Source organism: Mycobacterium sp. IDUB_36, assembly GCF_055419225.1.
Genome location: NZ_JBVAXH010000001.1, coordinates 305,355 through 326,413 on the forward strand (window position 1 = coordinate 305,355; position 21,059 = coordinate 326,413).

Here is a 21,059-nt window from a genome sequence, read left to right on the forward strand (position 1 = left end):
ACCAGCTTGGTGCCGCGATTCCGGGAGGCGCTTGCGCCTATCGCGGCACCAAGCTCAGCACCAAGTCCGGGCCCACCCGCTCGATGCCGTCGTAGCGCCAGCGCAAGGCCCGGCCGAGGCTCGGCACCCCTACGTCGTCCACCGCGGTGATCGGTCCACCGAGCAGGATCGGCGCCACGTAGGCCAGGATGCGGTCGATCGCGCCGGCCCGCAGAAACGCCCCGGCCAGGGTGGGGCCACCTTCGAGGAACACGTCGGTGCGATCGGACAACGCTCTGAGCACCTCCGCCGGGTCGTGGGTGCGAATCACCATCGTGCGCGAGTCGTCGTTGAGAACCTTTGACTCCGAGGGGATGTCGCGCATCCCGACCACGACACGCATCGGCTGACGGTCCCGGAGACTGCCGTCGGCGAGACGGGCGGTCAGGGTCGGGTTGTCGGCGAGCACCGTGCCGGTTCCCACCACGACCGCATCGGCGGTTGCGCGCCGGAGGTGAACGTCGGCACGAGCGGCTTCGCTGGTGATCCACTGACTCGAGCCGTCCGCGGCCGCGCTGCGACCGTCGATGCTGGCGGCGTACTTCCACGTCACGTGCGGCAGGCCGGTGCGTTGCTTGTGCAGCCACTCCCGCAGCGGTCCGGTCGTCACCAAGTCGGACTGCACCTCGCCGACGACATCGATGCCGGCCGAGGCCAGTCGCGCCGCTCCCCCGGCCGCGGCCGGATTGGGGTCACCGACCGCGTAGACGACCGACGCGATACCCGCTTCGATCAGCGCGTCGACGCACGGCGGAGTCTTGCCGTGGTGATTGCAGGGTTCCAGCGTGACCACCGCCGTCCCCCCGGTGGCCAGCCGCCCGGCCCGACGCAACGCCATCACCTCGGCGTGGGCGCCGCCCGTCCGTTGCGTGCCGCCGACGCCGACGACCCGGCCGCCACGATCCAGGATGACGGCGCCGACCGGCGGGTTGGGGTAGGTCTTGCCCTTGACGAGATCCGCTTGCTCGACGGCCAATTGCATGGCGGCGTCATGAGTGACCGTCGCGCCGGTCACCAGTGCCGCTCCGCTGCCGGGCTCGTCATCGACGCAGATGCGGTGAGACGGCACCGGCCTGGCGCCGCAATGCCTGGACCGCGGCGGCCGGGTCGTCGGCGCCGTACACGGCCGACCCCGCGACGAAGCAGTCGACGCCCGCCTCGGCGGCCTGCTCGATCGTGTCGGCGTTGATGCCGCCGTCGATCTCGACCAGGATCGTCAACTCACCGGAGTCGACGAGTTTGCGCACCGTGCGCACCTTGCTCAGCACGTCCGGGATGAACTTCTGGCCGCCGAAACCGGGCTCGACCGACATCACCAGGAAGGTGTCGAAGTGCTTCAGGATGTCCAGGTACGGGTCGAGCGGGGTGCCGGGTTTGACGCTCAGCCCCGCTTTGGCGCCCGCGGCGCGGATGTCGCGCGCCACGCCGACCGGGTTCTCGGTAGCCTCCGCGTGGAAGGTCACGTTGTAAGCGCCGGCCTCGGCGTACGGCGGCGCCCAGCGGTCGGGGTCCTCGATCATCAAATGGCAGTCCATCGGAATGTCACTGGCGGCCAGCAGACTCTCCACCACCGGCAGCCCGAGGGTGAGATTCGGCACGAAGTGCGCGTCCATCACGTCGACGTGCAGCCAGTCCGCACCCTCGACGTCGGCGGCGGCATCGGCGAGCCGGGCGAAATCGGCGGCCAGTATCGAGGGGGCGATCAGCGGCCGGTCGGTCTTGCCTGACATGGTCGTCACCTTACTAAGCGTCGACGTCCGGCGACGATGCGCGCCGCGCGGCCCGCGATGGCGCCGGCCCGTCAGACTTGCGCAGAGCCGCGGCGAACATCGCGTCGGTGCCGTGGCGGTGCGGCCACAGCTGAACGTAGGGTCCCTCACCCAGATCCGGCACCGGATCGAACAGCGGCCGGGTATCCAACGCGGACACCGGATGCCGTCGCAACGCGTCGGCCACGACCCCGACCGTCTCGGCCAGATGTGGCGAGCAGGTGGCGTACAACACCACACCACCGGGCCGGGTCAGCGCGATCGCGGCTGCGAGCAGTTCGCGTTGCAGTTTGGTCAGCGCGGGCACATCCGCGGGCTGACGCCGCCATCGGGCATCCGGGCGACGCCGTAGCGCGCCCAGCCCGGTACAGGGCACGTCGACCAGCACCCGGTCGAAGCCCGGCTCGAGCCCGCTGTTGCGCCCGTCGACCCGCAGCACGTCGACCGGGAGGCCGACAGTGTTCTGGACGACGAGCTCGGCGCGATGTTCGGCGGGCTCGACCGCAGTGACCCGGGCTCCCGACCCGGCGGCCAGCGCGGCCAGCAACGCCGTCTTGCCGCCCGGGCCCGAGCACAGGTCCAACCAGCGACCCGCGTCGTCGGTCACCGGCGCCAAAGTGAGTGCGCGCGCGACCAATTGACTGCCCTCGTCCTGGACCAGCGCCTTGCCCTCGCGGACCGCTGCGACGTGCGCAGGGTCGCCGGCGGGCAGATACACCGCGTAGGGCGAGAACCGGCCGACGGTGCCGTCGACCGCGGCGGCGAGGTCCTCGGCGGTCAACACTCCCGGCCGGGCGGCCAGGTGTACCTGCGGGCGCGCATCGTCGGCCTGCAGCGCCGCCGCGAGCTCGCCGGCGGCGCCACCCAGCGCGTCGACGAACGACTGCGCGATCCACCGCGGGTGCGCGTGCACGAACGCGGCGTTGCCGATCGGGTCGGCGGACTTGGCCGGCGCCAGCTCGTCGACCCAGGACTGCTCGTCACGGGTGCTGATGGTGCGCAGCACACCGTTGACGAAACCTGCTCGCGCCGAATCGAATTCGATGGCCGCCTGTTCGACGGTGGTCGACACCGCGGCGTGCGCGTCGACCCGGGTCCGGAGTAACTGATAGGTGCCGAGCCTCAGCAGATCGAGCAGCACAGGATCGATGGTGTCCGGTGACCGGTTGGCAGCCGCCCCGATGACGGCATCCAGCAGCCCTCGCACCCGGCTGCTGCCGTAGGTCAGCTCGGTGGCGAAGGCGGCGTCTCGGCCGCTGATCCCGCGCTCCCGCAACAGAACCGGCAACAACAGGTTCGGGTAGGCGTCGCGTTCGCGAACCGCCTGCAGGACGTCGAATGCGGCACGCCGCGCCGGGTCCAACGGCTTGCGCCGCGGCGGCCGCGCCGAGCGTTGCGGGTTGCCGGCCGGCGGCCGTCGGCCGGATGACCGGTCCTGCGGCGGGCTCACGATGCACGCACCCCGGCGTCGAGGCGCGCTCCCCGGGCCCAGTCGACGGCGTTCATCAGCTTCTTTCCCGGCGCCTGCACCTGACCCAGGCGCACCGCCTGAGATGCGGTACCGATTCGTACGCTGCGCCTGTCAACATGAATCTCGCCGGGCGTCAATGCTTTTGGCAGGCTGTGCTCGTCGGTGTCGAGGTAAACCGGCCCGAGCTTCACCCGCAGGTCACCGATCAGGGTCCACGCACCGGGGTTCGGCGTGACGGCGCGGATGCGCCTGTCGACGACCTCGGCCGGGAGGTCCCAGCGCACCTGCGCCTGCTCGACGGTGATCTTCGGTGCGACGCTGACGCCTTCGGTGGGCTGTGGCACCGGGGTGAGCGTCCCGTCGGCGATGCCGTCGAGGGTGGCAGACAACAACGCTGCCCCCGAAATGGCCAGCCGGTCAAGGAGATCCCCGGCGGTGTCGATCGGGCGCACCGACTCGGTGACCACCCCGTAGACCGGCCCGGAGTCCAGACCGGCTTCGATCTGGAACGTGGTGGCACCGGTGACGGTGTCGCCCGCCGCGATGGCCGCCTGCACCGGAGCCGCCCCGCGCCAGGCCGGCAGTAGTGAGAAGTGCAGGTTCACCCAGCCGCGCGCCGGCACCGCCAACAACTCGTCGCGCAGCAGCGCACCGAAAGCCACCACCGGGCAGCAGTCCGGCTCCAACGCGGTCAACTCGGCGACGAACTCCGCCGAGTTCGGCCGCTCCGGGCGCAGTACCGGAATGCCGCGCTCCGTAGCCAGCCGAGTCACGGGTGAGGGCTTCGGCTTGCCGTGCCGACCGGAGGCGGCATCCGGCCGGGTCAGCACCGCGACCACCTCGTGGCGTGACGAGTCGAGCAGACTCCGCAGCGCGGGCAGCGCGGGTTCGGGGGTTCCGGCAAAGACGAGACGCACCGCATCAGTGTAGGAAGCGGGTCGGTCCGCCTCCGCGCCCCGCCGCAGGGCGGGTCCGCCGGTGCCGTGCTCGCGCGCGGCCGACCTAGTTGGTGATCGTGGTCTTCTCGTCGATGGTGACCGTCGCGGGCAGCGCCTGCTGAACCTGGTCCGGGAGGCAGTCGGCGTTGAGTTCCAACAGATAGATGTTGTCGTTGCCGTTGATCACGACGACCTTGTCCGCCACCGCCCGCTCCTGACCGTCCTGGGTCCAGGTGCCGCCCAGCTGGAAGGCCGGAAATCCGCCGAGGTTGTCCTCATTGCCGTCACCCATCGGCTTGAAGCCGGGCAGGTTCTTCGTGGAGCCGCCGGCCAGCTCGATCAGCTTCTGCGGGTCCACGTCGCCCTCGAGCTTGGACACCGTCGCGACGATGCTGGGGCTGTACTTGGCCGATTCCGGCCCCTTGTCGAAGATGGCCCAGTAAGCGGTGGGCGGGGTGTCGGGGCCCGCGTCGGCCCAGCCGTCCGGAAGCGGGAAGTTGATGGTCGGCGCGCCGGCATCACCCTTGTGGACGGGCGTCGCGGTGATGTGGCTGTCCCTGAGATAGCTGGCGATACTCGGGTTGGGACCTTCGGCGACCAGGCGAGGCGCCACCTTCACCACCGGCTTCTGCGCGGTCGTCGTCCCTGCCGATGCGGACGACGAGTTGCCGGACGCACTGTGGTTTTCGCTGGGCTGAGAACTACATCCGGCTGCGGCGATCGTGGTGGCGACGATGGCGATGGCCGCCCCGCTGATAGCTGTCCGCTTCATTCAACTGCTCCTGTCGGTGGACCGATGGGCCGAAGCATAGCCCGCGCCCCTTTGAGCTAGCCGATGTGAAGCGGGTCGATCTGCACCCGGACCGGGTCGCTGGTCTGGCGGGCGCTGACCACCGCGACACCGCGGCGCAACTCCCCCGCCAGCGCGAGGCCCTGGTCGCGATTGACCCGCACCAGCATCCGGGTGGCCGGCTCGTCGGCAGCCATACCGGGTGGTCGCCGGACTCCCGGCGGCAGCGGCACCGGGCCGAGCAGCTCCGCGGTGTCCGGCAGCCGAACCTCCGCCAACAGCGTCTCGACGGCCACGCCGGCACCGTCGACGGCGGCCATGTGTGCACTCGGCGGCAGCGCCACCTCGGTGCGGGCGGCCAACTCGGCATCGGCGTGGCCGACGGGATCCCAGCGGATCAGGGCCTGCACAGTCGGCACCGATGCCTCGGCGACCACGGCCACCACCCCGCCGTCCGCGCGGGACCGGACCAGCGACGCGGCGGCCATCCAACGGCGCAGCGTGTCCTCGGCCGCCCGGAGATCCTGGCGCCCCAGCAGCGCCCAACTGTCCAGCAGCAGCGCCGCGCCGTAGCCACCGACCGCGCGCGGTTCGGCGCCGGGTGTCGCCACCACCAGGGCCGGCCGGGCGTCGACCTCGGAGACCATCGCCTCGCCCGCGGAGGTGATCACGGTGGTCCCCGCGAAGGCGCGGCCCAGTTCCTCGGCGGTCCGGCGGGCACCCACCACGACCGCGCGCACCGCGTCGGACCCGCACGAACCGCACCGCAGAGCCACCTCGGCCCGGCCACACCACCGACATACCGGGGCCGACCCGTCCCGGTCGTTCAGCGACAGCGGGCCGGTGCAGTGCCGGCAGCGGGCCACCGCCCGGCACCTGGCGCACGCCAGCGAAGGGACGTAGCCCCGTCGCGGAACCTGCACCAGCACCGGCGCCCCGTCCTGCAGCGCGGTGCGGGCGGCCCGCAACGCGACCGACGGCAGCCGCGCGGTGCGCGCCGCGGGATCGCGCTCCTCGGCGTATCCACCGTCATCGAGGGCCACCACCCGCGGGCTGTGCGCACGCACCACCGGTCGCGCCGCAACCAGGTCGTGCGCCCAGCCGCTGCGGACCAGCGCCTGTGCTTCGGCGGTCCGGGCGTATCCCCCGATCATTGCGGCGCAGCGCATTTGGTGAGCGCGCAACATCGCCACCTCGCGTGCATGCGGGTAGGGGGCCCGCGGCTCGGACAGCGTGTCATCGCCGTCGTCCCACACCATCACCAAACCGAGGTCGCTCACCGGCGCGAACACCGCGCTGCGGGTGCCGATCACCACCCTGGCGGTGCCGCGCAGCGCCGCGAGCCAGCGCCGGTAACGCGCCGACGGACCCAGGCCGGCCGACAGCGCGACCACACCGGTCTCGTCCAGTAACCGCGTCGCGGCGCTCCAGAGCGTGTCGACGTCACGCTGATCCGGGACGATCGCCAGCACCGCGCGACCGGTCCGCACGGTTTGCGCGGCGGCCTCGGCGAATCGGTCGGCCCACGACTCGCCGGGTAGCGCCTGCCAGACCGCGCGGGCAGCGCGGGTCTCGGCCAGGGCCGTCAGGAACTGCCCACCGCTGCCATAGGCCTCCCACCCGGCCCGGTCGACGTCGACGACCGCGGAAAGCTCTGGCGCAGTGCGTATTTCACCTTCGACCTTGGCGTGCCGCGGGGGCACCGCCAGGCGCAGCACGTCAGGACGGGTGCCGGCGTAGCGTGCCGCGACGGCGTCGACCAGCCGGCGGATCTCCGGCGTCAGGACGGTCTCGGACGACACCACCCGGTCCAGCCAGGCCAGCTTGCCGACGTGATCGGTGTCGGTGCGGCGTTCCAGGACGAACCCGTCGACCAGCCTGCCGTGGAAGCGCAGTCGCACCCGGACGCCGGGCTGGGCGTCGTCGGATTGCTCCTCGGAGACCAGGTAGTCGAAGTCGCGGTCCAGGTGCGGCACCGACAGCATCGGCAACACCCGCGCGACCGGTTCGAATGCGGCGGCCTGCCGGGTCCGCGTGGTCACTCGCCAGGTGTAGCAGAGGTGGACGACGTCCGTCCGAAGAAAAAGCCGGCGGTGATCAGCACCTGCGCGGCCGCGTAGGTCCACCAGATCGGCACGGCCAGCGCCTCACTGCCGAGCACGAACCGGCTGATCCCGATCATCGAATCCGACCAGGCGAAGCTCAGTGCGCCGACCGCGGTGCACACCGTCGGCAGCCGGGCCAGCAGCGCCGCCGACACCATGGCGACCAGCACCAGCATGTACACCGTGACGGGAATCGTCATTCCGTCGCGAACCAGTTGCGGCCAGAACCACGTCAGCAGACCCACGCATGCCGCACAGATCAATCCGACGGCGACCAAGCGGGGGCGCGTCCGATCCGATTGGCGCGCAAGGGGTAACAGGGCGCCGACGAAACACAGGTGAGCCAACAGGAACGCGCCCAGACCGAACACGAAAGACGGCACCCACCACGGCATGGCCAGCAGTGCGTCGCCGGCCGCCGAGAACAACAGGGCCGGCATCAGCCAGCGACGTTCGCGGACAACCGGATGCGCGGCCGCCGCCACCACCAGCACGAGCGCCATCGACGCTTTGAATGCCGGCTGGGCGCCCCACACCCCGGTCAGTTCGGCGCCGGGCGGCGAACGCAGCGCCACGATGGTCAGGAAAACGCCGTAGCTGATACCGGCCCAACCGGCGGCCACCCAGGCACCGAGCACCACCCGTGGTGCGTACGGTGTCTGCATGCCCAGCGTCGACGACCCCGGATCCGCGATCGATCCCATCCTGCAGAAGGTACTGGACGCGGTCCCGTTCCGGTTGTCCGCAGACGACGGGGTCGAGGCGTCCCGCGCGGCGTTGCGGGACCTGCCGCGGCGTGCCTTCCATCCCGAACTCCGCGTCGAAGACCGCGCCATCGACGGGCCGGCCGGGCCGATCAACATCCGGATCTACTGGCCGCCAACCGATGACGCCGCTCCGCCGGTGGTGATGTTCTTCCACGGCGGTGGCTTCGTGGTCGGCGATCTCGACACCCACGACGGGACCGCGCGCCAGCATGCGGTGGGTGCCTCGGCGGTGGTGGTGTCGGTGGATTATCGGTTGGCGCCCGAGCATCCCTACCCGGCCGCGATCGACGATGCCTGGGCGGCAACGCAATGGGTCGCCGAGCACGGTGACGAGATCGGCGCCGACGCCGGCCGGCTCGCGGTGGCCGGCGATTCGGCGGGCGGCAACATCTCGGCCGTCGTCGCGCAGCGGGCGCGGGACGAGGGCTCCGACCGCGCCCCACAGATCGCATTCCAGCTCTTGTGGTATCCGGCCACGCTGTGGGACTCGTCGCTGCCCTCGTTCAGCGAGAACTCCGGTGCGCCAGTGCTGGACAGCGCGGCTGTCGCCGCGTTCAGCCGCTACTACGCGGGTGAGATCGACCTGTTCGATCCACCGGTCGGCATGGCACCGGGCCGGGCCGAGAACCTGGCCGACCTCCCCGCTGCGTATATCGCTGTCGCGGGCCATGATCCGCTGCGCGACGACGGGGCGCGCTACGGCGAGCTGCTGGCCGCGGCGGGCGTACCGGTCGAGGTGCACAACGCCACGTCGATGGTGCACGGTTACCTCGGCTATGCCGGCGTGGTCCCCGCGGCCACCGAGGCGATGGACCGCGGGCTGGCGGCACTGCGCGAGGCGCTGCACGTACGGTGAATCCATGACGGATCCGACCGCCACCCGACCGGAGATCGACCCGACGCTGAAGGCCCTGGTCGAGGCATTCCCGATGACCTTCAAGGCATCCGACGGTGTCGAGGTCGCCCGGGCACGGCTGCGGCAGCTGAAGGCGCCGCCGGAGATGCTGCCGGATCTGCGCATCGAGAACCGCACAGTCGGCCACGGCGATGTCACCGACGTCCCGGTCCGGATCTACTGGCCGCAGGCAGAGCCCGGCAATCTACCGATCGTCGTCTTCTACCACGGCGGCGGCTTCGCACTCGGCGACCTCGAAACCCATGACCCGGTCGCGCGGGCCCACGCGGTCGGCGCCGACGCGATCGTGGTGTCGGTCGACTATCGGCTGGCCCCCGAGCACCCGTTTCCGGCCGGGCTGGACGACTGCTGGGCCGCGTTGCAGTGGACCGCCGAGCACGCCGCCGAGCTGGGCGGCGACCCCGCCCGGATCGCGGTCGCCGGCGACTCGGCCGGCGGCAACCTGGCCGCCGTGATCGCCCAGCGGGCCCGCGACGAAGGCGGGCCGCGGCTGGCCTTCCAGCTGCTCTGGTATCCGACCATCACCGCCGACCTGTCGCTGCCGTCGTTCATCGAGAACGCCGACGCGCCGATCCTGGACCGCAATGTCATCGACGCCTTTTTGACCTGGTACGTCCCGGGGCTCGACATCAGCGACCCGACGTCGCTTCCGGCGACGCTGGCGCCGTGCAACGCTACCGATCTGTCCGGGCTCGCACCGGCGTACATCGGCAGCGCGGAGCACGATCCGCTGCGGGACGATGCGGCGCTGTACGCCAAGCTGCTCAGCGCGGCCGGCACCCCCGCCGTGCTGAGTAACGAAGGCACCCTGGTGCACGGGTTCGTGAGCTTCGCGCTGATCATCCCGGCCGCCGCGGAAGCGACCAATCGGGGTCTCGCCGCCTTGCGCACGGCGCTGCACTAGCTTCATTCCTGGCCCAAATCGCGGTACCGTCGGTATCGGATAACGGCGCGGTGGCCGACGGAGGAGGTACTCGGTGAACGGTGAAGAGCCCGACTACCACTGTCTGATCGTCGGCGCCGGGTTCTCCGGCATCGGCGCCGCCATCAAGCTCGACAGCGCAGGCTTCGGCGACTACCTGGTCGTGGAGGCCGGCGACGAGGTCGGCGGCACCTGGTACTGGAACACCTATCCCGGTATCGCGGTGGACATTCCGTCGGCGTCCTACCAGTTCTCGTTCGAGCGACGGCCGGACTGGTCGCGCACCTACGCCCACGGCGGTGAGTTGAAGGCGTATGCCGAACACTGCACTGACAAGTACGGAATCCGGCCGAAGATCCGGTTCCGCACCAAGGTGCTCACCGCCGAGTTCGACGACGAGCGATCGCTGTGGCGGGTCACCCTCGATCCCGGTGGCGAGGTCACCGCACGGTTCATCTACAACGGCTGCGGCGTGCTCACCGTGCCCAAGCCGCCCGACATCGACGGTGTCGACTCGTTCGGCGGCACCGTCGTGCACACCGCCCGCTGGGACCACTCCCTCGACCTGACCGGCAAGCGGGTCGCGGTGATCGGCACCGGTGCTTCGGCGGTCCAGCTGATCCCGCAGATCGCTCCAATCGTGGAGCAGCTCAACGTTTTCCAACGCACACCGATCTGGTGTTTCCCGAAATTCGACGTGCGGCTACCCAAGCTGGCGCAGTGGGCGCTACGCATGCCCGGCGCCACCACCCTGCAGCGCCTGATCACCCAGACCTACGTCGAGCTGACCTTTCCGCTGCCGGCCCAGTACTTCACGGTCTATCCGCTGGCCCGGTGGATGCAGTTGCTCGGCCGCAGCTATCTGCGACGACAGGTGCGCGACCCCGAGGTGCGCGAAAAGCTGACCCCGAGTTATGCGATCGGCTGCAAACGTCCCGGCTTTCACAACAGCTACCTGTCGATGTACAACCGCGACAACGTCCAGCTGGTCACCGAACCGATCGACAAGATCACCCCGTCTTCGGTGACGACCACCGACGGCACCGACCACGAGATCGATGTGCTGGTGCTGGCTACCGGCTTTCACGTCTTCGACGCCGACACCACGCCCACCTTCTCGGTCACCGGCAGCAAGGGCAAGTCGCTGACCCGGTTCTGGGAGGACAACCGGGCCCAGGCCTACGAGGGCACTACCATTCCGGGGTTCCCCAACTTCTTTTCCACGATGGGCCCCTACGGCTACGTCGGATCGTCGTACTTCGCGTTGATCGAGGCGCAGACCCACCACATGGTGCGCTGCCTGAAAAGGGCAGAGCAGCGCGGCGCCACCCGTGTCGAGGTCAGCGAGGAAGCCAACGCCCGCTACTTCGCCGAGCAGTTGCGCCGCCGGCACAAGCAGGTGTTCTGGCAGGACAGCTGCCAGGCCGCCAACAGCTACTACTTCGACAAGAACGGCGACGTGGCGCTGCGGCCCGCGCACACCTTCGAGGTGTATTGGCGCAGTAGGCGTTTCGACCTCGACGACTACTGCTTTACCAGCTGAGCGCGCGCATCGAGTCAGCGTCCAGCCACCGGATGCGAAAAGCCCCCGCACGCATGAGCGTGGCGGGGGCTTTTCGCGTCGGAAACTAAACGGCGCGCTTGAGGTCGTCGACCTTGTCCAGCCGCTCCCACGGCAGGTCGATGTCGGTGCGACCGAAGTGGCCGTAGGCGGCGGTCGGCGCGTAGATCGGACGCAACAGGTCCAGGTCGCGAACGATCGCTCCCGGCCGCAGGTCGAACACCTCGGGCACGATCTTCTCGATCTTGACCGGGTCGACGGTGGCGGTGCCGAACGTCTCGATGAACAGACCGACCGGGGCGGCCTTGCCGATGGCGTAGGCCACCTGCACCTCGACCCGCTCCGCGAGTCCGGCGGCGACGATGTTCTTGGCCACCCAGCGCATCGCGTACGCCGCCGAGCGGTCCACCTTTGACGGGTCCTTGCCGGAGAAGGCGCCGCCGCCGTGGCGGGCCCAGCCGCCGTAGGTGTCGACGATGATCTTGCGGCCGGTCAGGCCGGCGTCACCCATCGGGCCGCCGACGACGAACTTTCCGGTCGGGTTGATCAGCACCCGGGTCGACGAGGAGTCCAGCGACTCGTGGGCCAGGTCGGCGAGCACCGTGCTGATCACGTGCTTCTGGAGATCGGGATCCAGCGTCTTGACCAGGTCGATCCCCTCCGCGTGCTGGGTGGAGATCACCACGGTGTCCAGCCGGGTCGGCTTGTTGTCTTCGTATTCGATGGTGACCTGGGTCTTGCCGTCCGGGCGCAGGTAGTCCAGCGTGCCGTTCTTTCGGACCTCGGTCAGGCGGCGGGCCAGCCGGTGCGCCAGCGCGATGGGCAGCGGCATCAGTTCCGGGGTGTCGCTGATGGCGTAGCCGAACATCAGGCCCTGGTCGCCGGCGCCCTGCGAGTCCAGTGGGTCCGCGGCGCCTTCGACGCGCGTTTCGTGCGCGGTGTCCACACCCTGGGCGATGTCGGGCGACTGCCGGCCGATGCCGATGTTGACGCCGCAGGTCTCCCCGTCGAAGCCCTTGTCGGAGTGGTCGTAGCCGATGTCGAGGATCCGCGCCCGCACGGTGTTGGTGATGTCGGCGAACGCCTCCTTGGCGTTGGTGGTGACCTCGCCGATGACGTGCACCTGACCGGTGGTGACCGCCGTCTCGACGGCGACACGCGAGCGCGGGTCGACGGCCAGCAGCGAGTCGAGCACCGAGTCGCTGATCGCGTCACAGATCTTGTCTGGATGCCCCTCGGTCACCGATTCGCTGGTGAACAACCGACCCTGTTCGCTCACACTCTCTCCCTTTCAAGGCGCATGGAAAAACGTTAGTTAGGCAAAATACATCGCCAGGCGGGTTTATGTTACCGACCGGTCCGCAGAGATCTGGACCCTAGGTGGCTTCCCCGGTACCGCGCTGCAGGAACGTGGCGATCGCGTCAACGATACGGCTGGCCATCAAAGTCTTCGACCCCGGCTGCAGCGCCGACTCGGTTCCGTCGGCCGCCAGCAGCCAACCGTCGTTGTTGTCCACCTCGAACGCCTTGCCGTCGCCGACCGCGTTGACGACCAGAAGGTCGCATCCCTTGCGCCGCAACTTGGCCCGCGCGTGAAACAGCACGTCACCATTGGCGTCGCCGGTTTCGGCCGCGAAGCCGACGATGGCCCGCATGTTCGGCAGCTGGCCGGCGCTGCGCGCCTGCACGGTCGCCGCGAGCACGTCGTCGTTGCGGATCAGATCGATGCGCGGCGCCGAGTCGTCGGAGGCGACCTTTTTAATCTTCGCGGTTGCGACATGGGTGGGGCGGAAGTCGGCGACCGCCGCCGCCATCGCCAGCACGTGGAAGTCGGGCGCGTGCTTGGACACCGCGTCGCGCAGTTGTTGGGCGGTGCTGATGTGCACGACGTCGACACCGGCCGGGTCGATCAGCCCGGCGGTGTGCCCGGCGATCAGGGTGACCTCGGCGCCGCGCTGCGCGGCGACCCGGGCCAGCGCATAACCCTGCTTGCCCGAGCTGCGATTGCCGATGAAGCGGACCGGGTCGATCGGCTCACGGGTGCCACCTGCGGTCACCAGGAGTTTGACGCCGGCCAGGTCGTAGGGCATGGCGTCGTGACGGTCCAGCAGCAGCTGCACGAAAGTGGTGATCTCTTCGGCTTCGGGCAGCCGTCCCGCGCCGCTGTCCTCCCCCGTCAGCCGGCCGGACGCCGGTTCGAGCACGACAGCGCCGCGGCCACGGAGGGTGGCGACGTTGTCGACGGTGGCGGGGTGCTGCCACATCTCGGTGTGCATGGCCGGGGCGAACAGCACCGGACATCGCGCGGTCAACAGGGTTGCGGTCAGCAGGTCGTCCGCGCGGCCGTGCGCGGCACGGGCCAGCAGGTCTGCGGTGGCCGGAGCGATGACGACGAGGTCGGCGGCCTGGCCGATCGCGACGTGCGGCACGTCCGGCACGTTGTCGAAGACCCCGGTCTGCACCGGCTGGCCGGACAGCGCCTCGAACGTGGCGGCACCGACGAACTTCAGCGCGGACTCGGTGGGGATGACGCGGACCTGGTGGCCTGCCTCGGTGAGCTGCCGGACGACGGTGGCGGCCTTGTATGCGGCGATGCCCCCGGCGACGCCGACGACGATCCGCTTACGGTCCGTCCGCGAATCGCTCGTCAGGCTCCCAGAGCCGGTCACCGCAGGCCCGCCCCGGTCCCGCTACTCGCCTTCGGTGTGCTCGAGCAGGTCGCTGTGGATCTCGCGCATCGCGATCGACAGCGGCTTCTCCTGCAAGCCCGGCTCGACCAGCGGGCCGACATATTCGAGGATGCCCTCGCCCAGCTGGTTGTAGTAATCGTTGATCTGGCGGGCGCGCTTGGCGGCGTAGATCACCAGGGCGTACTTGCTCGAGACCCGCGCGAGCAACTCGTCGATGGGCGGGTTGGTGATGCCCAGCGGCGTGTCGTAGGCGCCGATCCCACCGGATGACGGGTCGAACTGGTCGGGGACGGCGGCTAACGAGGCGTCGGTCTGCGAGCTACTCACTAAATATTCTCCTGGCGGCATATAGCGATCTGCGAAAATCCCTGAATCGAGTCTGTTGGAAGATCACGCCGTTTGCGGCGCGGGTCCGACCAGCAATGATACCAATTCTGAGCACGCTGTTTCCAATTGACGATTCACGACCACTTCGTCGAAGTTCTGCTGAGCCGCCAATTCGGTGCGGGCGGTGGCGAGTCGACGCTCGATCACCTCGGGTGTCTCGGTGCCGCGGCCGACCAACCGGGCCTCCAGCGCCTCCCAGCTGGGCGGGGCGAGAAATACGGAGATCGCCTCGGGCATAGCCTGTTTGACCGCGCGGGCACCGGCCAAGTCGACCTCGATCAGGACTGGGTGCCCTGCGCTCACGGCCTCATGCACTGGGCCGGCCACCGTGCCGGATCGGTGCAGGCCGCCATGAATTTCCGCCCATTCGAGCAGCGAACCGTTGTCGATCAGGTCCTGGAAGCGGTCCGCCGACACGAAGTGATAGTCGACGCCGTCGACCTCTCCGGGCCGAGGAGCCCGGGTGGTCGCCGAGACGCTGAAATGCAGATCTGGAACCCGCTCACGAAGGCAGCGGACCAGTGTTGATTTGCCCACCGCGGACGGACCGGACAGCACGATCACTCGTCCCGTGCCGGCCGATCCGCCGTCGGTGGTCAACAACTCTCCTGGAAGAGGCCCGGGCGGCTGCCCCGCTCTTCCTCAGGCCTGTCGGCCCGCATTGTCGCCAGGCTCAGGCGGTGAAGTCGAACTTTTCCAGCAGGGCCTTGCGCTGACGGTCGCCGAGACCGCGCAGGCGGCGCGTCGGGGCGATCTCCAGCTCGGTCATGATTTCCTGCGCCTTGACCTTGCCCACCTTCGGCAACGCCTCGAGCAACGCGGAAACCTTCATCTTGCCCAAGACCTCGTCGGTCTCGGCATCCTTGAGCACCTGCTTGAGATTGGTGCCGCCACGCTTCAGCCGGTCTTTGAGCTCGGCTCGCGCTCGACGTGCGGCGGCAGCCTTCTCCAACGCTGCCGCGCGCTGCTCGTCGGTCAACTGGGGAAGGGCCACGATTCCTCCGTATCAATCAGCAACAAATATCGATCTTTGTTTGTCTCGGCCGGGTAGTCCAGCCAGCGGTGACGACCGTACCCACGCCTTCAGACGAAATCTAACCCGCCCCCCTGGTTGAAGCTACAAAGACGCAGCTTATGGCGTCGAACAGGCGCCTCGCGGGGCGTACGGCAGGCGGTCCAGCGGCCCGGCGTTCGCAATCGTCGGGCGCTCGATTCTCCGAGACGAAATTGCTTTCACCAGCACTTTTGTGCGCCACGGCACCGCTGCCGGGTGATCGCGAATCCGGTCGCGCGCCCGACGCGACATCGATCGAAAAGCAATTTCTGCCCTGATCGGGATCGTCGCGGCGTGTCGCGCGTGTCGCCGCGCACCCCGAACCGGCCGGACAGTGAACGACGTCGTGTCGTAGATCGGCCGGTGCGGTTCAGCCGGCCAGGTGAGCCACGGCGTCGCGCATGCGCTCACCGGCTGCGCGCACCGCTGCCACGTCCGGACCGGCCCGCAGCACCTCCCGCGACACCGCGGGCAACAACTGCCCGGAAACGGCCCCACCGAGGCCGCTGAGGGCATCTGGCCGCCCACCCTGGAAGCCGACACCGGGCACCAGAACCGGGCCGTCGAGCCCACTGACGTCGGGCACAGCGGTCAGGGTGGCCCCGACCACGACGCCCACCGTGCCGGAGCCGAGGATGCGATTGCTCGCGGCGGCATGGTCGACGATCGACTGAGCCACCGAGACGCCGCCGATTTGCGCGCGTTGCACGTCGGCGCCCTCCGGGTTGGACGTGGCAGCCAGGACGAACACCCCGGTGCCGCCCGCCGCGGCGCTGTCCAGCAGCGGCTGCAACGAGCCGAAGCCCAGATACGGCGACGCGGTGACGGCGTCCGACGACAGCGGTGAATCGCCGGTCCAGGCCGCCGCGTAGGCCGCCATCGTCGATCCGATGTCTCCGCGCTTGGCGTCGGCCAGCACCAGCACGCCGGCCTCGCGCAGGGCGGCGATCGTGCGCTCCAGCACGGCGTAGCCCGCCGCGCCGTAGGTCTCGAAGAACGCGACCTGGGGTTTGACGACGGCGAAATCGGCGTAGGCCGCGACGCAGATCTCGGAGAACTCGGCGACGCCGCCGGCGTCGACCGGTAGCCCCCACGCCCGCAGCAGTTCCGGATGCGGGTCGATGCCCAGGCACAACGGCCCGCGCCGGGACATCGCATCGGCCAACCGGGCGCCGAACCCGGGCATGACTACTTGCCGCCGCGATTCAGCGTGCTGTGCAATTCCTGCAGCGAGCGAACCCCGATGTCACCACGGATGCCGGCTTCGATGCCCTGCACGGCGGCCGACACGCCCTGAACGGTGGTGACGCACGGGATGTTGACTCCCACCGCGGCCGAACGGATTTCGTATCCGTCGATACGCGGTCCGGAGTTCCCGTACGGGGTGTTGAAGACCATGTCGACCTCCCCCGCGCGGATGGCGTCCACGGCGGACATCTTGGGCCGGCCCGGCTGCGCGTCCTCGAAGTGCTTGCGCACCTCGTCGCACGGAATGCCGTTGCGGCGCAGCATCTCCGCGGTGCCCTCGGTGGCCAGCACCCGGAAACCCAGATCCGCCAGGCGCTTCACCGGAAACACCAGCGAGCGTTTGTCCCGGTTGGCCACCGACACGAAGATCGTCCCCGACACCGGCAACGAGCCGTAGGCGGCGGTCTGGCTCTTGGCGAAGGCGCTGCCGAAATCGCGGTCGATGCCCATCACCTCGCCGGTCGACTTCATCTCCGGCCCCAGCAGCGAGTCCACCCCGGAGCCGTCGGCGCGACGGAAACGGTGGAACGGCAGCACCGCTTCCTTGACCGCGATCGGTGCGTCCGGCGCCGCGTTGCCGCCATCGCCGACCGCCGCCAACAGGCCCTCGCCGCGTAGCTCGGAAATCTTGGCGCCCAGCATGATCCGGGCGCAGGCCTTCGCCAGCGGAATGGCGGTGGCCTTGGACACGAACGGCACGGTCCGGCTGGCCCGCGGATTGGCTTCCAGCACGTAGAGCACGTCGTCCTTGAGCGCGTACTGCACGTTGAGCAGGCCCACCACGCCGATGCCGTGCGCGATCGCCTCGGTGGCTTTGCGCACGTTCTCGATGTCGCTGCGGCCCAACGTCACCGGCGGCAGCGCGCACGCCGAGTCGCCGGAGTGGATGCCGGCCTCCTCGATGTGCTCCATGATGCCGCCGATGTACACCTCGTCGCCGTCGCACAGCGCGTCGACGTCGATCTCGATGGCGTCCTCGAGGAAACGGTCGACCAGCACCGGGTGCTCGGGTGAGAGTTCGGTGGCCCGGGCGATGTAGCCCTGCAGCGTCTCGTCGTCGTAGACGATCTCCATACCGCGCCCGCCCAGCACGTAGGACGGCCGCACCAGCACGGGGTAACCGATGTCGGCGGCGATCCGGCGGGCCTGCGCGAAGGTGGTGGCCATGCCGTACCGGGGGGCCGGCAGCCCGGCCGCCGACAGCAGGTCGCCGAAGGCGCCGCGGTCTTCGGCCAGATCGATGGCCTCGGGCGGGGTTCCGACGATCGGCACGCCCTGGTCGGCCAGTCGCTGCGCCAGCCCCAGTGGGGTCTGGCCGCCGAGTTGGACGATGACACCTACGACACCCGGGCCGCCCTCGCCGGACAGCTGCTCGGCGTGAAAGACCTCCAGCACGTCTTCGAACGTCAACGGCTCGAAATAGAGCCGGTCCGCGGTGTCGTAGTCGGTGGACACCGTCTCGGGGTTGCAGTTGACCATCACGGTCTCGAATCCGGCCTGCGACAACGTCGTCGCGGCATGCACGCAGCTGTAGTCGAATTCGATGCCCTGACCGATGCGGTTCGGACCCGACCCGAGAATCAGCACCTTGGGCTTCGCGGTCTGCGGCGCCACTTCGGTCTCCGCGGACGGATCGAGCTCGTAGCTGCTGTAGTGGTACGGCGTCTTGGCCTCGAATTCCGCGGCGCAGGTGTCCACGGTCTTGTACACCGGGTGGATGCCGAGCCGGCGCCGCAGCGAGCGCACGCCGTCCTCTCCGGCCAATTCCGGCCGCAGCGAGGCTATTTGACGATCCGACAGGCCGTTGTGCTTACAGCGGCGCAGCAGCTCACCGTCAAGAACGGGTGCACCGGCGACGTCCTCCCGCAGCGTCAGCAGCTCGGCAATCTGCGCCACGAACCACGGGTCGATCCCGGAGGCTTCGGCCACCTTGTTCACCGTTGCGCCCAGCCGCAGCGCCAGCTCGACGTCGTAGAGCCGGCCGTCGGTGGGCGTCCGCAGCCGTTCCAGCGCGTCCTCGGCGGTTCCTTCGTCGTCCGCCCCGGTCCAGAAACCGGTGCGCTTGGTCTCCAGCGACCGCATCACCTTGCCGAGCGCCTCGATGAAGTTGCGGCCCAGCGACATCGCTTCGCCGACCGACTTCATCGTGGTGGTCAGCGTGGGGTCGGCGCCGGGGAATTTCTCGAACGCGAACCGCGGCGCCTTGACCACCACATAGTCCAGGGTGGGTTCGAAGCAGGCCGGGGTCTCCTTGGTGATGTCGTTGATGATCTCGTCGAGGGTGTAGCCGACCGCCAGTTTGGCGGCGATCTTGGCGATCGGGAAGCCGGTGGCCTTGGACGCCAACGCGCTCGACCGCGACACCCGCGGGTTCATCTCGATGACGATCAGCCGGCCGTCGTGCGGGTCGACGGCGAACTGGATGTTGCAGCCACCGGTGTCGACACCGACCTCGCGCAGGATGTCGATGCCGAGGTCGCGCATCTTCTGGTATTCGCGGTCAGTGAGCGTCATCGCCGGCGCGACGGTCACCGAGTCGCCGGTGTGCACGCCCATCGGGTCGACGTTCTCGATCGAGCACACCACGACGACGTTGTCCTTGCCGTCGCGCATCAGCTCGAGTTCGAATTCCTTCCAGCCGTAGATCGATTCCTCGATCAGCACGTTGGCGCTCGGCGACGCGGCCAGTCCGGCGCCGGCCATCCGGTCGACCTCGTCGGCGGTGTGGGCCAGACCCGAGCCCAGCCCGCCCATCGTGAACGACGGCCGGACCACGACCGGCAGACCGAGTTCACCGACCGTCTCACGCACCTCGTCCATGGTGAAACAGACTCGGCTGCGGGCTGATTCACCACCGACCTTGGCGACGATATCCTTGAACATCTGCCGGTCCTCGCCGCGCTGGATGGCGTTGAAGTCGGCGCCGATCAGCTCGACGCCGTGCCGCTCCAGTGCGCCGTTCTCGTACAGCGCGACCGCGGTGTTGAGCGCGGTTTGACCGCCCAGGGTGGCCAGCAGCGCATCGATCTTGTGGCCACGCTCGGCCTGCTGGACGATCACCTTCTCCACAAAGGCAGCGGTGATGGGCTCGACGTAGGTGTGATCGGCGTACTCGGGGTCGGTCATGATCGTCGCCGGGTTGGAGTTGACCAGGCTCACCTCGAGGCCCTCGGCGCGCAGCACCCGGCAGGCCTGGGTGCCGGAATAGTCGAATTCGCAGGCCTGCCCGATGACGATCGGCCCGGAGCCGATCACCAGGACGTGGTTGAGGTCAGTGCGCCGTGGCATTACCCGTTCTCCCCTGTCATCAGATCGACGAATTGGTCGAACAAGTACTCCGCATCGTGCGGGCCGGCTGCGGCCTCCGGGTGGTACTGCACCGAAAACGCCTGTCCATCGGCCAATTTCACTCCCTCGACGACCCCGTCGTTGGCGCAGGTGTGGCTGACCACCGCGGCGCCGAACGGGGTGTCGAAGCGCTGGCCGGCCTCCCCTTCGAGCGCGAACCCGTGGTTCTGGGCGGTGACCGCGACCCGGCCGGTCACATGGTCCATCACCGGGATGTTGATGCCGCGGTGACCAAAGGTCATCTTGTAGGTCGACAGGCCGAGTGCGCGGCCCAGGATCTGGTTGCCGAAACAGATTCCGAACAACGGGATTCCGGCGCCGAGTACTTCGCGGGTCACCGCGACGATGTGGTCGGCGGTCGCGGGGTCACCCGGGCCGTTCGAGAGGAAGACACCGTCGGGCTTGAGTTCGGCGATCTGGTCGAACGTCGCCGACGAGGGCAGTACACGGGTGCGCACGCCGCGACGGGCGAAGTTGCGCGGCGTGTTGGTCTTGATGCCGAGGTCGATCGCGGCGACGGTGAACCGGTGCGGCCCTTCGGATTCCACGAAGTAGGCGTCCGGGGTGCTGACCTGACCGGCAAGGTCGGCACCCAGCATCGGCTGCTGTCCGCGGACCCGCTCGGTCAATTCCTCGGGTGAGGCCAGCGATTCGCCGGAGAACACGCCCGCCTTCATCGATCCGCGGCTGCGCAGGTGCCGGACCACCGCACGGGTGTCGATGCCGGCGATCCCGACGATGTTCTGCCGGGTGAGTTCGTCTTCCAGAGTTCCAGTGGCGCGCCAGTTCGACACCCGCGGCGAGGGATCACGCACTGCGTAGCCGGCCACCCAGATCTTGTCGCCGCGGCTCTCGCCGTCTTCGGCGTTCCACCCGGTGTTGCCGATCTGCGGCGCGGTCGCCACCACGATCTGGCGGTGGTAGCTGGGATCGGTCAGCGTCTCCTGATACCCCGACATGGCGGTGGAAAAGACTGCCTCGCCCAGTGTTTGGCCAACCGCACCGAAAGCCGTCCCGGTGAAAGTCCGGCCGTCGTCGAGAACCAGCATCGCCT

General features: G+C 69.1%; 18 protein-coding genes. 3 read left to right on the top strand and 15 right to left on the bottom strand.

The genetic code is table 11. From position 1 onward, the window contains the following. Positions 1-37: 37 nt before the first annotated feature. From ribD to ACZYW1_RS01400, 7 genes are all read right to left on the bottom strand, one after another. A complete protein-coding gene (gene ribD, locus ACZYW1_RS01370) occupies positions 38-1,057 on the bottom strand; it encodes a bifunctional diaminohydroxyphosphoribosylaminopyrimidine deaminase/5-amino-6-(5-phosphoribosylamino)uracil reductase RibD (RefSeq protein WP_463787628.1) in 1,020 nt (339 codons plus the stop codon). 22 nt (positions 1,058-1,079) lie between these two features. Continuing rightward, a complete protein-coding gene (gene rpe / locus ACZYW1_RS01375; RefSeq protein ID WP_463782643.1) occupies positions 1,080-1,769 on the bottom strand; it encodes a ribulose-phosphate 3-epimerase in 690 nt (229 codons plus the stop codon). Between the two features lie 13 nt (positions 1,770-1,782). Continuing rightward, a complete protein-coding gene (locus ACZYW1_RS01380; RefSeq protein ID WP_463787629.1) occupies positions 1,783-3,171 on the bottom strand; it encodes an RsmB/NOP family class I SAM-dependent RNA methyltransferase in 1,389 nt (462 codons plus the stop codon). Positions 3,172-3,254: 83 nt separating this feature from the next. Next, positions 3,255-4,196: a methionyl-tRNA formyltransferase gene (gene fmt, locus ACZYW1_RS01385; RefSeq protein WP_463782644.1), complete on the bottom strand. Its 942-nt coding sequence runs from the start codon at positions 4,194-4,196 to the stop codon at positions 3,255-3,257. An 85-nt stretch (positions 4,197-4,281) separates the two neighbouring features. Beyond that, a complete protein-coding gene (gene lpqN, locus ACZYW1_RS01390) occupies positions 4,282-4,989 on the bottom strand; it encodes an envelope biogenesis lipoprotein LpqN (protein WP_463782646.1) in 708 nt (235 codons plus the stop codon). Between the two features lie 56 nt (positions 4,990-5,045). Continuing rightward, positions 5,046-6,992: a primosomal protein N' gene (locus tag ACZYW1_RS01395; protein ID WP_463787630.1), complete on the bottom strand. Its 1,947-nt coding sequence runs from the start codon at positions 6,990-6,992 to the stop codon at positions 5,046-5,048. Between the two features lie 53 nt (positions 6,993-7,045). Further along, positions 7,046-7,777, bottom strand: coding sequence for a lysoplasmalogenase (locus tag ACZYW1_RS01400; RefSeq protein ID WP_463787631.1), 732 nt, complete (start codon positions 7,775-7,777; stop codon positions 7,046-7,048). Between ACZYW1_RS01400 and ACZYW1_RS01405 the strand changes: the two genes are divergently transcribed. The 3 genes from ACZYW1_RS01405 to ACZYW1_RS01415 all read left to right on the top strand — a co-directional run bounded on the left by ACZYW1_RS01405 (position 7,776) and on the right by ACZYW1_RS01415 (position 11,260). After that, positions 7,776-8,735, top strand: coding sequence for an alpha/beta hydrolase (locus tag ACZYW1_RS01405; protein ID WP_463782648.1), 960 nt, complete (start codon positions 7,776-7,778; stop codon positions 8,733-8,735). The genes ACZYW1_RS01400 and ACZYW1_RS01405 overlap by 2 nt on opposite strands. Before the next feature lie 4 nt (positions 8,736-8,739). Continuing rightward, positions 8,740-9,699 (top strand): alpha/beta hydrolase, encoded by a 960-nt coding sequence (locus tag ACZYW1_RS01410; RefSeq protein ID WP_463782649.1) that lies wholly within the window; start codon positions 8,740-8,742, stop codon positions 9,697-9,699. 73 nt (positions 9,700-9,772) lie between these two features. After that, positions 9,773-11,260 (top strand): flavin-containing monooxygenase, encoded by a 1,488-nt coding sequence (locus tag ACZYW1_RS01415; protein WP_463782650.1) that lies wholly within the window; start codon positions 9,773-9,775, stop codon positions 11,258-11,260. An 85-nt stretch (positions 11,261-11,345) separates the two neighbouring features. Here ACZYW1_RS01415 and metK read toward each other — a convergent pair whose 3' ends face one another. From metK to carA, 8 genes are all read right to left on the bottom strand, one after another. Next, complete coding sequence (gene metK, locus ACZYW1_RS01420) at positions 11,346-12,557, bottom strand: methionine adenosyltransferase (RefSeq protein ID WP_463782652.1); 1,212 nt, start codon at positions 12,555-12,557, stop codon at positions 11,346-11,348. Positions 12,558-12,654: 97 nt separating this feature from the next. Beyond that, a complete protein-coding gene (gene coaBC, locus ACZYW1_RS01425) occupies positions 12,655-13,929 on the bottom strand; it encodes a bifunctional phosphopantothenoylcysteine decarboxylase/phosphopantothenate--cysteine ligase CoaBC (RefSeq protein WP_463787633.1) in 1,275 nt (424 codons plus the stop codon). Between the two features lie 39 nt (positions 13,930-13,968). Then, positions 13,969-14,295, bottom strand: a complete 327-nt coding sequence (gene rpoZ / locus ACZYW1_RS01430; protein WP_463782654.1) for a DNA-directed RNA polymerase subunit omega — start codon at positions 14,293-14,295, stop codon at positions 13,969-13,971. Positions 14,296-14,358: 63 nt separating this feature from the next. Further along, on the bottom strand, positions 14,359-14,955 hold the full coding sequence (gene gmk, locus ACZYW1_RS01435) for a guanylate kinase (protein ID WP_463782655.1): 597 nt from the start codon (positions 14,953-14,955) through the stop codon (positions 14,359-14,361). Between the two features lie 73 nt (positions 14,956-15,028). Next, entirely contained in the window at positions 15,029-15,349 is a 321-nt protein-coding gene (mihF, locus tag ACZYW1_RS01440; RefSeq protein WP_005146193.1) for an integration host factor, actinobacterial type, read from the bottom strand. A 430-nt stretch (positions 15,350-15,779) separates the two neighbouring features. Then, on the bottom strand, positions 15,780-16,595 hold the full coding sequence (gene pyrF / locus ACZYW1_RS01445; protein WP_463782657.1) for an orotidine-5'-phosphate decarboxylase: 816 nt from the start codon (positions 16,593-16,595) through the stop codon (positions 15,780-15,782). A gap of 2 nt (positions 16,596-16,597) precedes the next feature. Next, positions 16,598-19,945: a carbamoyl-phosphate synthase large subunit gene (gene carB, locus ACZYW1_RS01450; protein WP_463782658.1), complete on the bottom strand. Its 3,348-nt coding sequence runs from the start codon at positions 19,943-19,945 to the stop codon at positions 16,598-16,600. Continuing rightward, complete coding sequence (gene carA / locus ACZYW1_RS01455; protein WP_463787634.1) at positions 19,945-21,054, bottom strand: glutamine-hydrolyzing carbamoyl-phosphate synthase small subunit; 1,110 nt, start codon at positions 21,052-21,054, stop codon at positions 19,945-19,947. The genes carB and carA overlap by 1 nt, the downstream gene beginning before the upstream one ends. Positions 21,055-21,059: the final 5 nt, after the last annotated feature.

Coding starts and splice junctions, on each gene's coding strand:
- lpqN (WP_463782646.1), bottom strand. CDS start 4,989: ATGAAGCGGACAGCTATCAGCGGGGCGGCCATCGCCATCGTCGCCACC.
- pyrF (WP_463782657.1), bottom strand. CDS start 16,595: ATGCCCGGGTTCGGCGCCCGGTTGGCCGATGCGATGTCCCGGCGCGGG.
- carA (WP_463787634.1), bottom strand. CDS start 21,054: ATGCTGGTTCTCGACGACGGCCGGACTTTCACCGGGACGGCTTTCGGT.
- rpe (WP_463782643.1), bottom strand. CDS start 1,769: ATGTCAGGCAAGACCGACCGGCCGCTGATCGCCCCCTCGATACTGGCC.
- ACZYW1_RS01395 (WP_463787630.1), bottom strand. CDS start 6,992: ATGCTGTCGGTGCCGCACCTGGACCGCGACTTCGACTACCTGGTCTCC.
- ACZYW1_RS01405 (WP_463782648.1), top strand. CDS start 7,776: ATGCCCAGCGTCGACGACCCCGGATCCGCGATCGATCCCATCCTGCAG.
- carB (WP_463782658.1), bottom strand. CDS start 19,945: ATGCCACGGCGCACTGACCTCAACCACGTCCTGGTGATCGGCTCCGGG.
- ACZYW1_RS01400 (WP_463787631.1), bottom strand. CDS start 7,777: ATGCAGACACCGTACGCACCACGGGTGGTGCTCGGTGCCTGGGTGGCC.
- ACZYW1_RS01410 (WP_463782649.1), top strand. CDS start 8,740: ATGACGGATCCGACCGCCACCCGACCGGAGATCGACCCGACGCTGAAG.